The organism is Halopseudomonas pachastrellae, from assembly GCF_900114765.1.
Lineage (GTDB): Bacteria > Pseudomonadota > Gammaproteobacteria > Pseudomonadales > Pseudomonadaceae > Halopseudomonas > Halopseudomonas pachastrellae.
On the sequence record NZ_FOUD01000009.1, the window covers coordinates 22187 to 35549 of the forward strand.

Annotated in this window: 12 protein-coding genes and 1 tRNA gene; 5 read left to right on the forward strand and 8 right to left on the reverse strand. The window is 62.2% G+C overall.

Translation table 11 applies throughout. The annotated features are described in order from the left end of the window. From BM116_RS08455 to BM116_RS08475, 5 genes are read left to right on the forward strand one after another with little or no spacing between them, the layout of a single operon-like run. On the forward strand, positions 1-1227 hold the full coding sequence (locus tag BM116_RS08455; RefSeq protein WP_083725809.1) for a cytochrome c: 1227 nt from the start codon (positions 1-3) through the stop codon (positions 1225-1227). A 19-nt stretch (positions 1228-1246) separates the two neighbouring features. Further along, entirely contained in the window at positions 1247-2395 is a 1149-nt protein-coding gene (locus tag BM116_RS08460; RefSeq protein ID WP_083725807.1) for an XdhC family protein, read from the forward strand. Next, positions 2396-2689, forward strand: a complete 294-nt coding sequence (locus BM116_RS08465; protein ID WP_083725805.1) for a putative quinol monooxygenase — start codon at positions 2396-2398, stop codon at positions 2687-2689. 20 nt (positions 2690-2709) lie between these two features. Continuing rightward, positions 2710-3273 (forward strand): nucleotidyltransferase family protein, encoded by a 564-nt coding sequence (locus BM116_RS08470; protein ID WP_083725803.1) that lies wholly within the window; start codon positions 2710-2712, stop codon positions 3271-3273. Positions 3274-3290: 17 nt separating this feature from the next. Further along, positions 3291-3776 (forward strand): nucleoside 2-deoxyribosyltransferase, encoded by a 486-nt coding sequence (locus tag BM116_RS08475; protein WP_083725801.1) that lies wholly within the window; start codon positions 3291-3293, stop codon positions 3774-3776. Positions 3777-3787: 11 nt separating this feature from the next. Here the strand turns inward: BM116_RS08475 and BM116_RS08480 are convergent, their stop codons facing one another. The 8 genes from BM116_RS08480 to rpsU all read right to left on the reverse strand — a co-directional run bounded on the left by BM116_RS08480 (position 3788) and on the right by rpsU (position 13161). After that, positions 3788-4549, reverse strand: a complete 762-nt coding sequence (locus BM116_RS08480; protein WP_083725799.1) for a substrate-binding periplasmic protein — start codon at positions 4547-4549, stop codon at positions 3788-3790. An 87-nt stretch (positions 4550-4636) separates the two neighbouring features. Beyond that, positions 4637-4713 (reverse strand) — tRNA-Ile (locus BM116_RS08485). A 21-nt stretch (positions 4714-4734) separates the two neighbouring features. Further along, positions 4735-7761, reverse strand: coding sequence for an EAL domain-containing protein (locus tag BM116_RS08490; protein ID WP_169847243.1), 3027 nt, complete (start codon positions 7759-7761; stop codon positions 4735-4737). A gap of 173 nt (positions 7762-7934) precedes the next feature. Then, the gene (locus BM116_RS18965; RefSeq protein ID WP_211276259.1) at positions 7935-8402 is read right to left on the reverse strand and encodes a helix-turn-helix transcriptional regulator; all 468 of its coding nucleotides are present in this window, start codon (positions 8400-8402) and stop codon (positions 7935-7937) included. 144 nt (positions 8403-8546) lie between these two features. Next, a complete protein-coding gene (locus BM116_RS18970) occupies positions 8547-8708 on the reverse strand; it encodes a hypothetical protein (RefSeq protein WP_211276258.1) in 162 nt (53 codons plus the stop codon). Positions 8709-8818: 110 nt separating this feature from the next. Further along, positions 8819-10678: an RNA polymerase sigma factor RpoD gene (gene rpoD, locus BM116_RS08500; protein WP_083725795.1), complete on the reverse strand. Its 1860-nt coding sequence runs from the start codon at positions 10676-10678 to the stop codon at positions 8819-8821. 88 nt (positions 10679-10766) lie between these two features. Beyond that, the gene (gene dnaG / locus BM116_RS08505; protein ID WP_083725793.1) at positions 10767-12749 is read right to left on the reverse strand and encodes a DNA primase; all 1983 of its coding nucleotides are present in this window, start codon (positions 12747-12749) and stop codon (positions 10767-10769) included. Between the two features lie 196 nt (positions 12750-12945). Beyond that, positions 12946-13161, reverse strand: a complete 216-nt coding sequence (rpsU, locus tag BM116_RS08510) for a 30S ribosomal protein S21 (protein WP_083725792.1) — start codon at positions 13159-13161, stop codon at positions 12946-12948. Positions 13162-13363 lie beyond the last annotated feature (202 nt).

Sequence of the window (13363 nt, forward strand, 5' to 3'; positions counted from 1 at the left end):
ATGCATTCGAGCAAAACCCTGATTGGCGGGCTGGCTCTGGCCGCCCTGAGTCTGCACGTACAGGCCGATGACCAGGCGCTGATCGAGCGCGGCAAGTACCTGGCGGCAGCGGCTGACTGTGTCGCGTGCCACACCGTGCCCGGCGGCGAACCCTTTGCCGGCGGCGTGGAGTTCAAGCTGCCGTTCGGCTCGCTGTACTCGCCCAACATTACGCCGGACAAGCAAACCGGTATTGGCGACTGGAGTGATGCTGATTTCCTCAGTGCCCTGCACGAGGGTGTCGGCAAGGACGGCAAACGCTACTACCCGGCATTTCCCTATACCTCCTATACCTTGATGCCGGATGACGAGGTGCAGGCCATCAAGGCCTATCTGTTCAGCCTGCAGCCGGTCAGCAACACGGTGCCTGAAAACACCCTGGGATTCCCCTATAACCAGCGCTGGGGCATGTTCTTCTGGAACCTGGTATTCCATGACAACGAGCGCTTTGAGCCAGACCCGTCGCAGTCGGATGCGTGGAACCGTGGCGCCTATCTGGTAGAGGGTCCGGGCCATTGTGGTGAGTGTCATACGCCGCGCAATTTTGCCCAGGCGCTGAGCAGCAGCCAGCCGCTGGCTGGCAATCTGGTGCAGGGCTGGCAGGCCTACAACATTAGCAGTGACCCCGCCCACGGTATTGGTGCCTGGTCACCGGCCGAGCTGGTCAGCTACCTCGGCAAGGGCTATGCGCCGGGCAAGGGCGTAGCGAGTGGCCCGATGGGCGATGTGGTCAGTCACAGCTTGCGCTACTTGAGCAATGACGACCTGTCGGCCATCGCGACCTACCTGCTCACCACCGAGCCTCAGAGTGCGGGTGTGAAGCGTCCTGACCCGGTGTCGGCCAGCGCTGAGCCGGTGAGCGATGCCGGCCTGGGTGGCCAGTTGTTTGCCGGTGCCTGCGCGGGCTGTCACAGCTGGGATGGCAGCGGCACACAAACCCCGGTGGCGACGCTCTCGGGCCTCAAGACCGTGAACGACCCGGCGGGCACCAACCTGCTGAATATTCTGCTGCGCGGACACACTGCGCCAGAGTTGCGGGTGGACCAGCAGATGCCGAACTTTGCCAAGACCTATCAAGACGCCGAACTGGCTGCCGTCGGCAGCTTTGTGTTGCAGCATTTTGGCCAGACTGGCGCCAGCCTGAGTGCTGACGACGTCGCCGCGCGGCGCGGCAACACCGGCCATTGAGCAAGCTTGGAGAGCGGGTATGAGTGGGCTGGAGCAATTGCTGGAGGCGGTCGACGCGGCTCAGGCGCTGGGCGAGGAGGCCGTGCTGGCAACCGTGGTCAAGGTAGAGGGCTCAGCCTATCGCCGCCCCGGTGCACGGATGCTGATCAACGCGCTTGGGCAGACCGCCGGCACTGTCAGTGGTGGCTGTCTGGAGAGCGAGGTGGCGCGCACTGCTTGGTGGCTGACCGAGCGTGGCCCGGCATTGCGCAGCTACAGCACGGCCGAGGATGCCGAGGACGGCGACGCGGCAGTGCGCTTTGGTCTGGGCTGCAACGGTACCGTCCATCTGTTGTTCGAGCGCGTGCACTCGCCGGCCTGTCAGTTGCTGCTGGATGCCTGTCGCGACCTGTCTGCGCCCAAGATGCTGGCCACCGTGGTCAATACGGTGCAGCCGCAGTGGCTCGGGCAGCGCCTGCTGCTGGAGGAAGGCGGCGCCTTGCGCGGCAGTTTACCGGCCTCGGTGCAGGCTCAGTTGCAGCCGGTGCTGGAGCAGGCGCGCTATTCACAGCGCGCCAGTCTGCATGCCTTCGAGCTGGCTGACGGCAAGTCGCTGGACGTGCTGGTTGAGCCCCTGCGGGCGGCACGTCGTCTGGTGATCTTTGGCGGCGGTCATGATGCGCAGCCGCTGGTACGCATGGCGCGGTTGCAGGGCCTGCATGTGACCCTGATTGACAGTCGTGCCCACTTTGCCCGCGCTTCTCGCTTTACTGATGCCCATGTGGTCTTGCATAAGGACCTGACGGCGGCCGACAGCCTGATGCCGCTGCTGGAAGACGCCGCCGTGGTCATCATGACCCACAGCCTGCAGCAGGATGCCTGCTGGCTGGCGCTCGCGCTGCGCTCCTCGGCCTGTTATATCGGTCAGCTGGGGCCGCGTGAGCGTACCGAGCGACTATTGGCTAGCGCCGAACGGCCGCTGCCGGCGCAGCTGCACTATCCGGTTGGACTTGATCTGGGCGGCGACACGCCGGAGGCCGTTGCGCTGTCGGTGCTGGCCGAGATCACCGCGGTGCTGCACCAGCGCCAGGGCGGCAAACTGCAGGCGCGGCGTTCGGCCATTCATGACCCGGTAACCATCGAACGGCATGCCCGGGTTGCTTCACTTTCCCTGAGCGAGAATAGCTAGATGTCTGACACCATCACCATTGTTGCCGTACTGCGCGCCGCTGACGGCGCCGCAGAAAAGGTCGCGGGTATTCTGCACCGCGCCGTTGCCCCCTCCCGCGCTGAAGCAGGTTGCCGGGGCTATGTATTGCACCATGACCGCAGCGATCATCAGCGCTTTGTCTTCGTTGAACAGTGGGCCGACATGGCTGCGATCGAGGCGCACCGCCAGGCACCGCACTATCTGGCGATGGGCAAGGCGCTGGACGGCCTGATCGTCGAGCGTGAGGTCATGCTGCTGGATGCGGTGCCCTGACCACGCGCGTAGCGGCGCTGATGCTGGCTGCCGGCAGCAGCCGGCGTTTTGGTGGCGATAAGCGCCGGGCGCTGCTGGCCAGCGGCCAGAGCCTGTTGCAGGCCTCAGTAGAGCGCGCGCTGAGCGCGTTCGGGCGGCTCACGTTGGTGCTGCGCGAGGGTGATGATCCAGCAGCCTTGGGCGTGCCTGAAGGCGTCGATGTGCTGTTCAACCCCCACAGCGCGCAAGGCATGGCCAGTTCGCTGGTGCTGGGCGTGCAGCACATGCAGCAAGGCGGCAGCGAGGTGTTGGCCGTGTTGCTGGCGGATATGCCTCGCTTGCAGCGCAGCACGCTGCAAGCGTTGATCGCGGCCAGCGACCCCGAGCTGATTGTGCAGGCGCGCTGGCGGGGGCAAGCGGGACACCCGGTGCTGTTTGGTCGGCGTTTCTGGCCGCAACTGCTCGCGCTAGAGGGCGACGTGGGCGCGCGCTCGGTTGTACGGGCCAACGCCGAGTACGTTAAGGTGTTGGCGGTGGCTGATGCAGGCGTTTGTCTGGATGTTGACGAGCCTGACGCGCTGGCCACCCTGACCCCTTCGATTTGATCTTGCAGGAGTACCCTGTGCCCTCGGTGTATCTGGCCGGATTCGACGTATTTCACCCCGACGCGTTGGCGCGCGGCGCCTATCTCAAACAGCTGTGCGCCGAGCATGGCCTGCGCGGACTGTATCCGCTGGATGCCCAGGTGCCGGCAACAGCGGCCCAGCCCGCGCACTGGATTTGCGATGCCAATTTGCAGGCGCTGCGCAGCGCCGATGCCGTGCTGGCTAACCTGGGCTGCTTCCGTGGCGCCGAGCCCGATTCGGGCACGGTGTTCGAAGTGGGCTTTGCCTGCGCGCTGGGTAAGCCGGTGTGGGCCTATTTTCCTGAGCAGCAACCGCTGATCGAGCAGATCCCGCATGATAGTCAGGGGCGCTGCGTAGATGGCTTTCAGGTAGAAGACTTCGGCTTGCCGCGTAACCTGATGCTGGCGTGCAGCTGGGTTGGCGCCAGCAGCAGTGCAGAGCAGGCAGTGGCTGCGCTGGCCGGCTGGCTGCGCGGCGCCTGAGGTTGCTGCGTTCAGTCTGTCGCGGTTGGTGTCTGAACTACAGGCTCATAGCGCTGAATAATACGCTGTAGTTCTCCTTCGCTACGCAGCTGCTCCAGTGCATCGCGCCAGGCGTCGACGACCCGGTCTTCGCTGTCCAGGCTGAAGGCGATATACAGGGGCGCGTGCAGCAGTTGGATGGGGATGCGCCGTAGCGTGCCGGGCGCGATGCCGAGCTGAGCGCTGTAGTACGCGACACCGGTATCGGTATCACCTACGATGATGCCCGTGCGCCCGGCCAACACCATTTGATACAGCTGACGGGCACTGGTCGCGCTCTTGTCCAGATTGCCAAAGCCCATGCCTTCGAGGCTGGCCGGCACCAGGCCGGCGTGCCGGGTGGTGATGCGCGGCGCCGAATACAGTTGTTCAAGCGAATTAACGGGCTTTGTATCAGCCCTTTGATAAGGGTAGATGGCCTCGTCCAGCAGCGGACCCACCCATTTGAACAAAGACTCGCGCTCGGCTGTGCGAAACATCGAGAACATGATGGTCTGTGGTCTTTGCTGCAACTCTCGACTGGCGCGCATACTGGGTAGTATCTCCAGGGCAAAGCTGTCGCCGGTCCGCGTCATGATGGCTCTGACAATCTCGGTCGCTATGCCGACGATCTCACCGTCCCGCTGGAAATTGTAGGGCGCCCACTCTTCGGTCACCACGCGGTATGGTTGGGCCTGAGCGGCTGTGGCAAGTGTCAGCGCTAACAGGGCTGTACACAGGCGCGCGTATTTCACAAGGCTCTCCTGCTGCGATGGGACACGCTTTGTATAGCATAGACGCTGAAGGAAGCGATGGGGCAGAACTGCCGGGGGAGGGAAGCATGGTGGGCCCACCAGGACTTGAACCTGGGACCAAGCGATTATGAGTCGCCTGCTCTAACCAACTGAGCTATAGGCCCATGCCTTTATATCGCGGTGGATTATACGGGGTGAGAGCTCTGGTGACTAGGCACTGTCTTGAGGAAGGTGGTGACGAATTGGGTCGGTGGCAGTGGTGCGCTGATGAGATAGCCCTGCACGCTGTCGCAGCCTTGCTCGAGCAGCAATTGCCGCTGCTCCGGTGTCTCTACACCCTCGGCGACGACGCTCATGCCCAGGTTGTGAGCCAGCACGATAATGGTCTGGCTGATCGCCGCATCGTGATGGCTGCCCGGCAGACCGGCGACAAAGCTGCGGTCGATCTTCAGGGTGTCCAGCGGCAGTTCCTTGAGGTAGGCGAGTGAGGAGTAGCCGGTACCAAAGTCGTCGATGGCCAGCTGGATATTCATATCGCGGAACAGCTCGAGCAAATGAATGGCTTCGCGGTTCTGGTTCATCACAAAGTCTTCGGTAATCTCCAGCTCCAGCAGGCTAGCCGGGATATCGTGCTCGCTCAGGGCGCGCCGCAAGTCCGTGACCAGCTGGGTGCCGATCAACTGCACCCCCGACACGTTGATGGCGACGCGCGGCAGTGCCAGACCTGCGTGGCGCCAGTCGGCAATCTGCGCGCAGGCGAGGTCGATGATGCGGCGGCCCAAGTCAACAATCAGTCCGGTTTCCTCGGCCAGCGGAATGAACTGATCCGGGTCAACGAGTCCGCGCTGCGGGTGCTGCCAGCGCACCAGCGCTTCGACACCGTTCAGGTTGCCGGAGGCCAGGTCCTGCTTGGGCTGGTAGTGCAGGATGAACTCGTTACGCTCCAGGCCACGGCGCATGTCGTTCTCCATCTCCATGCGGTGCTGGGCGGTAACGGTAAGGTCGCTGGTGTAAAAGGCGTAGCGGTTACGGCCCTGATTCTTGGCGCGGTACATGGCGGCGTCGGCGTGCTTGATCAGGCTGTCGACATCCTCCGCGTCGCGCGGGAACAGGCTGATACCGATGCTGGCGCTGACAAAGAACTCGTGGCCGGTGCAGACAAACGGGCGACGAAACAGCGCCAACAGCTTATCTGCCACTGCGGCGGCGTCGCTGTCACTCGGCAGCTTGGGCAGCAGGACGATGAACTCGTCGCCGCCATGTCGGGCTACCGTGTCTATCTCGCGCAGTACCGAACACAGGCGTTCGCTGACCAACTGCAGCAGGCTGTCGCCGACCGAATGGCCGAGGCTGTCGTTGATCTGCTTGAAGCGGTCTAGGTCAATGAACAGCAAGGCGCCGATGCTGCTGTCTGCGTTGAGCTGGCTGGCGTGCAGGGCGTCGCGCAGGCGGGCCTCGAACAGCGTGCGGTTGGGCAGACCGGTGAGTGGGTCGTGGTGCGCCTGGTGGTCCAGCCTGGCCTGGGTCTGCTTGAGCGGTGTAATGTCGCTGAAGACCGCCACCAGGTGGTTGAGGGTGCCATCCACGTTGAGCACCTGACTGATATTGATCCAGGCTGCGTACAGCTCGCCGTTGGCGCGGCGGTTCCAGGCCTCGCCTTGCCAATGACCTTGCTCGGCCAGAGCATTGGAGGCCTCCTCAATCAGTTGCCGGTTCTCCGTGGTGCCCGACAGAATGCGCAACGGCTCGCCCAGCAGGTGGCTTTCCGGGAGGCCGGTAATGCGGGTGAAGGCCTGGTTGACGGCCACCACGCAGCCGTCAGCGTCGGTAATCAGCACACCCTCGTTGGTGTTCTCGAAAACGGTAGCGGCCTGACGCAGGGAGCTTTCCATCGCCAGGCGCTCGGTGACATCCCGGGCGATGCTGAGCATGCAGGCCTGATTGTCGATGCTGATCGCCTCGGTACTGATCTCGACCTCACGCACCTGACCTTCGGCGGTGGTGATCTGCGAGAGCATATTGCGCACACGGCCATCGCGTTCGAGCATATCAACCATGCGCCGGCGGTCGTCGGCATTGCGCCAGATTTGTAGTGCCTGCGTCGACTGTCCCAGGGCCCGCTCGCGGCTGTAGCCGGTGATCAGACAAAAACCGTCGTTGACATCCAGCAGCATGCCATCGCTGGCGCGGGTGATCAGCAGCCCGTCAGGGGAGGCGTGAAAGGCGCGGGAAAACTTCTGCTCCGACAGCCGCAGTTGCTCCTGGGTTAGCTTCAGCGCGGAAATATCACGGATAACCACTACCAGGATGGGCTGCTCGTCCAGGCTGACCGCGCGTGATGAGAGCAGGCCAACGAACTCGCTGCCGTCTAGGCGCCGCAGGCACACCTCAAGGTTGCTTTCCGGCTGGGTATTGAGGCGTGTCAGCAGGCCCGGCCCGGTATCCGGCTCGGGCCACAGGCCCAGTTCGGTAACCGTTCTGCCTTCGGCCTGGCTGGCGGTCAGACCAAACTGCTCTTCAAACGTCTGGTTGACCGCCAGCAGGCGGCCTTCGGCGGCATCGGCCAGCACGATGACGTCCGGGCAGTTGTGAAACACCGAGGCGAATTTTTTCTGCGAGGTTCGCAGGGCCTGCTCGACCTGTTTCTGTTCCTGCACATCGATCAGCAGGCCTTGCAGGGCGATAGCCTCGTACTCCTCGGTGCTGACGCTGTTGATCACCGCCCGCACCCAGGTCGAGCTGCCGTCGGCGCGTTGCAGGCGGAAGTCGAAGCTGCGGCCCTGGCCACAGTTGGCCTGCTCGCGCAGCTGTTCCTGCACCCGCGCATTGTCCTGCGGGTGCACCTGACGGACCAGAAAACCGGGCTCGAGCCAATCGCTGGCAGGCAGGCCAAGCAGGTCGACGGCGTGCGGGGAGACGTAGGTAAAGCGCAGTGATGGGAAGGACATTTCCCAGCTGACAACGTGCAGGTTCTCGACCAGGCTGCGATAGCGTTCCTGCTGGCGATCGAGTTGCAACAGGGTCGCGCGGTGACGCTGTTGGGCGCGGCGACGTAACTGGTTCAGGCCGTGGGCGGCCAATAGCAGCACGCACGACAGCAGCAGCATGCCAACCTGAGAGACCGGTACATCCTTGAGCGGCGCGGCGACAGCGGTTTGGCACCCTGCGCCAGTGATTGCCAGAGCAGCAATACTACCTGTGGCGGCTTTCATCAAGACAACACCCTGCATCCATGGCGTGACGATAGTATTGTGCCAGTTTAGTCCGATGCAAGGGGCGTTGCCCAGTCGCAATGCCGAAGAGCAGTTACTGGCGTAGGACTTGAACGCAGCGGCTATTTGCGGCGGCAAAGGTCGGCAGGAGGCGGAGAGTAGTCTCCTGCCTGTTACAGCATGTGCACTTGCACGGACTTGGTCACGTAGGAGGGCGTCAGGCCAAAGAACTGCTTGATGGTGCGGGTCAGGTGCGCCGAGTCGGCAAAGCCGACGTCGTAGGCCACCGCAGCGAGGCTCTCGCCCTGAGCAATCAGCTCGTCAGCGCGGCGCATGCGTGCCCAGAGAATGTAGCTTTTGATCGACAGGCCCAGTTTTTCAGAGAACAGGTGGGAGAGGCGGTCGGCAGACAGGCCAACCTCGTCTGCCAGCTCGGCTACGGTGCTGGTCAGCGGCAGTTCGCGCTTGATCTTCTGGGCGTTATGCAGCGCGCGGATATCCATGTTGAGGCTGACGGGCCGGTAGCCGCTGATAGCCCTGGGCACGCGGGTGGTCAGGCGGAACAGCTGGTCGCGGCTGCAGGTGCCCTGACCGACACGGCGCAGCTCATCTTCATGCAGGCTGCCGGGTTGCAGGATCACCGGCTTGACTGTCTGCTTACCGAGAAAGTGCGACAGGGCGTGGAATTCGTAGCTTTGCGGGTCGTAGTTCAGCGAGAGCAGACCGGAGTCTGGTGTTTCCAGTGAACGTGAGGTTTGCCGCGAGACCAGAGCCGCCTGGTAGCGCTAGCGCTGACGTGCGCCGTTGCCGTCACCGAGCACAAAGCCGGGTGGGTCAAGGGCGATCAGCAGGGTCACGGTATGACGTTGCGTCAGGTCCGATGCCATGCCGGCCGTGATGTAGAGGAAGCGGTCGTCCCAGACATACAGATGGTTCTGATGGCGCATATCCTGATGCTCACAAGCCGACATAGTTGTTCTTGGCTGTGGGACTGTAGCAGTAAGCACAAACAAAACGCCCGGCTCAAGGCCGGGCGTTGTAACCGCATGCTGCGTGCTTACTCGTCGAGGAAGCTGCGCAGGTGATCGCTGCGGGTGGGGTGGCGCAGCTTGCGCAGCGCCTTGGCTTCGATCTGACGAATCCGCTCACGGGTAACATCGAACTGCTTACCAACCTCTTCCAGCGTGTGGTCGGTGTTCATGTCGATGCCAAAGCGCATGCGCAGTACCTTGGCTTCACGGGCAGTGAGGCCGGACAGCACGTCGCGTGTGGCTTCCTTGAGGTTTTCCACGGTGGCCGAATCGATCGGCGATTCCATGGTGCCGTCTTCGATAAAGTCGCCCAGATGCGAATCTTCGTCGTCACCGATGGGGGTTTCCATCGAGATCGGCTCTTTAGCGATCTTCAATACCTTGCGGATCTTGTCCTCAGGCATTTCCATGCGCTCGCCAAGCTCTTCCGGGGTCGGCTCGCGGCCCATCTCCTGCAGCATCTGGCGGGAGATACGGTTCAGTTTGTTGATCGTCTCGATCATGTGCACCGGGATACGGATGGTGCGCGCCTGGTCGGCAATCGAGCGGGTGATCGCCTGACGGATCCACCAGGTTGCGTAGGTCGAGAACTTGTAACCACGGCGGTATTCGAACTTGTCCACGGCCTTCATCAGACCGATGTTGCCTTCCTGGATGAGATCGAGGAACTGCAGGCCACGGTTGGTGTACTTCTTGGCGATGGAGATAACCAGACGCAGGTTAGCCTCGACCATTTCCTTCTTGGCACGGCGGGCACGGGCCTCGCCGATGGACATGCGACGGTTGATGTCCTTGATCTCGGAGATGGTCAGACGCGAGGTCTCTTCCAGCTCGGCCAGTTTCTTCTGGGCGCGCAGGATGTCGCCCTTCAGCGCTTCAAGGCCTTCGCTGTAACGCGGCTTGTCGGCCAGCAGCTCGTCAACCCAGCCTTCGTTGATCTCGTTGCCGGGGAAGCTACGTAGGAAGTCGGCACGCGGCATGCGAGCATCACGCACGCACAGCTGCATGATGGCGCGCTCTTGCTGACGGATCTGATCCTGGGCGCCACGCACGCGGGTAACCAGTGCTTCGTACTGCTTGGGGATCAGCTTGATCGGCATGAACAGGGTGGCCAGGGCCTCCTGCTCGGCGACAACCTTCGGGTTGCTGCGCGGGTGCTTCTTCAGTGCTTTCTGCAGTTTTTGCAGCTGTTCTTCAATGGCACCAAAGCGCAGACGGGCTACTTCCGGATCCGGACCGCCATCGCCTTCGTTGTCGTCATCGCTGTCATCGTCGCTATCGTCTTCATCCTCGTCGTCATCCTCGGACTTTTTCTGGTCCTTGGCTTTGGCGGCGGGGATTTCAGCGTTGTCGGTGCCGGACATGCCATCGTCGTCAGGGTCAATGTAACCACTGAAGATGTCGGACAGGCGGCCACCTTCTTCAACCACGCGAGCGTAGTCGGCGAGGATGTCGTCAACGGTGCCGGGGAACATCGAGATGGCGGCCATCACTTCGCGAATGCCTTCCTCGATACGCTTGGCGATTTCGATCTCGCCTTCGCGGGTCAGCAGTTCGACGGTACCCATCTCACGCATGTACATGCGCACCGGGTCGGTGGTACGACCGATGTCGGTTTCAACGGCGGCGAGGGCAGCGGCGGCTTCTTCGGCAGCGGCTTCGTCGGCGTCGTTGTCAGCCAGCAACAGCGCGTCGGCGTCGGGTGCTGCTTCGAACACCGTGATGCCCATGTCGTTGATCATGCGGATAATGTCTTCCACCTGCTCCGGATCGGAGATATCCTCGGGCAGGTGATCGTTGACCTCCGCATAGGTCAGATAGCCCTGTTCGCGACCACGCGCGATGAGCTCTTTGAGACGGGATTGCTGTTGCGCTTTTCCGGACATAACAACCCTTGTGGATGCCTTGGTGTGCAAAAAAGTAAGCTGCGGATTATACCCTGATTTCAGCTGCTGACGCCACTTGAAGAGGCTGTCAGCTGTCGCCTTTCGCCATGTTTCGGCTATTCAGAAGGTCCCGTAGCTGTTGCTTCTCCTCGTTGCTGAGTGGTTCTTTGACCGATTTGTCGAGGAGCTGTTCGATGCGTCGCTCGGATTGACGAGCGGATAACTTGTTAATGGTGTCGAAAAACTGTTGTTCAAGGTTGGCGCTGGGAATATTCAGCAGCCATTCCTGTTCAGCCAGGCGGTTCAGCTGCTCGCCGAGGGCGGTGCCATGCCAGCGCGCCAGTAGCTCAATTGTAGTCAGCCCCGGCTGTTTCTGCGCCGCCTCGATCAGTGCGACCAATAGCCGCGCCTCGTCTTCGTTCTCGTCTGCCAGCTGATTGGCCTGCTGCACATGTGCCGCAAGATGCGGGTGATGTAGCAGTGTGCGTACTGCCTGCAGCAGCGGGCTGTCCACGGCGCGTCGTGGGCCCTTGTGGCCTTCCGGCCTGGTATCGCGCGGGCGATCTTTGCGCCACTTCTGACGGCCTTCACCCCAGTCCTTGTTCTTGCCTTTGCCCTGCTGTGGCGGTGGCGCGGCGTCCATGCCTTCGGGCAGGTAGTAGTCCTGCTCCGGTGCCTCGCGTTCGCTCCAGTCGTCCCAGGCGCCTGCGGGCAGGTCGTCGTAGCTGGGGCCGTCCTGCATGCCGCTTGGTGGTTGTTCAGGCAGGCTGGCGGGCACCACCTCGTCCAGGTCGACGCCGGTTTGCTGCTGCAGTGACTGGCGCAACAATCTGCGTAGCAGGCTGCCCGGCACCTGCTCGATCAGTGGCAGTGCCAGGGCCGCCATGTGGGCTTTGCCTTCCAGGCTGTCGGCACCGGCCTCTTCGGCCAGATGCCTGAACAGGTAGTCGGTCAGCGGCTGAGCATCGCGGCTCATGCGGCGACGGAAGGCGTCGGTGCCTTCCTCGCGGATCATGCTGTCCGGGTCCTGTCCGTCTGGCAGGAACAGAAAGCGCACGTGGCGGCCATCTTCCAGTATCGGCAAGGCGGCGTTCAGGGCGCGCCAGGCTGCCTGGCGGCCGGCACGGTCGCCGTCGAAGCAGAACACCACGCTGTGAACCAGGCGAAACAGCCGCTTGAGGTGGTCCTCGCTGGTCGCTGTGCCGAGGGTGGCGACGGCGTTGGTAACGCCGTGCTGGGCCAGGGCAATAACGTCCATATAGCCTTCGACCACCAGAATGTCTTCTAGCTGGCGATTCTGCTGCTTGGCTTCAAACAGGCCATACAGTTCCTGGCCCTTGTGAAATACCGTGGTCTCGGGTGAGTTCAGGTATTTGGGCTTTTCGTCGCCGAGTACGCGACCGCCAAAGCCGATGACCCGGCCGCGGCTGTCGCGGATCGGGAACATGATGCGGTCACGAAAGCGGTCGTAGCGTCCTCCGCTGTCGGCGTTCTCCACCACCAGGCCGGCCTCGACCAGTGCCTTTTCCTCGCTGGTGTCACGGGCCAGGTGTGACATCAGGTTGTTCCAGCCAGGTGGTGCCAGGCCGAGGTCATACAGCTTGGCGATTTGACCGGACAGGCCGCGCCCTTTCAGGTAGCCCACCGCGCGCTGGCGCTGCGGATGCTGGCGCAACTGCTGGCGGTAGTAGGCCGCAGCCTGCTCAAGCAGGGCGTAGAGCGGGTTGTCCTTGCGTGGCGTGCGCGAGCTCTGCCGCTTGTCGCTGCGCTCCTCGTACTGCACCTCTACGCCGGCCTGGCGCGCAAGTTCTTCCACCGCCTGGGGGAATTCCAGGCGATCGAAGTCCATCACGAAGCCGAGCGCGTTACCGCCGGCACCGCAGCCAAAGCAGTAGTAGAACTGCTTGTCCGGGCTGACGCTGAACGAGGGCGACTTTTCGTTATGGAACGGGCACAGAGCGGAGTAGTTTTTGCCGGTCTTCTTCAGTTTCAGGCGCGAGCCAACCGTCTCGACAATGTCGGTACGGGCGAGCAAGTCGTCAATGAAGCCCTGAGGGATAAGTCCGGCCATCTACCTGTCTGTCCTGTGCGGCAGAACGCCTTGGCAGGCGTGCGACGCTCAAGTGGACCATAAACGCAAAAATCCAGCCAGTTCCTTGCGGAAGGCCGGACAGATGCGTGTTCCAGTCGAATATCAGTCTGCTCGATATGCCGTGCTGGCTATCGCTGGGCCTGCGATCAGGCCCGGCAGAACCGAGGCGAGGAACTCAGTACAGACGCTCGCGGCGACGTTGCTCGCGCTGGATCTTCTTGGCGTGACGCTTAACAGCGGCAGCAGCCTTGCGCTTGCGCTCGGTAGTGGGTTTTTCATAAAACTCACGACGGCGTACTTCAGCCAGAACACCGGCTTTTTCGCAGGAGCGCTTGAAACGACGCAGAGCCACGTCGAAGGGTTCGTTCTCTTTAACTTTGACGGCAGGCATGTCGTACCTTTCTCAAACGTTGGTAATCATTGCCCCAGACGGTAGGCCTGTGGCGATTGCATTTCAAGGGACGCGGATGTTACCGCCTTCATTTGATAAATGCAAAGGCTATGATGCCCATAAAGGCAAAAAACTGGCCTGCGGACGCCGGGCTGATTATGATGCGCGGCTTATGACATAGATGTGAAGCGAGGCACAGATT

Coding starts and splice junctions, on each gene's coding strand:
- rpoD (WP_083725795.1), bottom strand. CDS start 10,678: ATGTCCGGAAAAGCGCAACAGCAATCCCGTCTCAAAGAGCTCATCGCG.
- BM116_RS08470 (WP_083725803.1), top strand. CDS start 2,710: ATGCTGGCTGCCGGCAGCAGCCGGCGTTTTGGTGGCGATAAGCGCCGG.
- BM116_RS08460 (WP_083725807.1), top strand. CDS start 1,247: ATGAGTGGGCTGGAGCAATTGCTGGAGGCGGTCGACGCGGCTCAGGCG.
- BM116_RS08465 (WP_083725805.1), top strand. CDS start 2,396: ATGTCTGACACCATCACCATTGTTGCCGTACTGCGCGCCGCTGACGGC.
- dnaG (WP_083725793.1), bottom strand. CDS start 12,749: ATGGCCGGACTTATCCCTCAGGGCTTCATTGACGACTTGCTCGCCCGT.
- BM116_RS08490 (WP_169847243.1), bottom strand. CDS start 7,761: ATGAAAGCCGCCACAGGTAGTATTGCTGCTCTGGCAATCACTGGCGCA.
- rpsU (WP_083725792.1), bottom strand. CDS start 13,161: ATGCCTGCCGTCAAAGTTAAAGAGAACGAACCCTTCGACGTGGCTCTG.
- BM116_RS18970 (WP_211276258.1), bottom strand. CDS start 8,708: ATGCGCCATCAGAACCATCTGTATGTCTGGGACGACCGCTTCCTCTAC.
- BM116_RS08455 (WP_083725809.1), top strand. CDS start 1: ATGCATTCGAGCAAAACCCTGATTGGCGGGCTGGCTCTGGCCGCCCTG.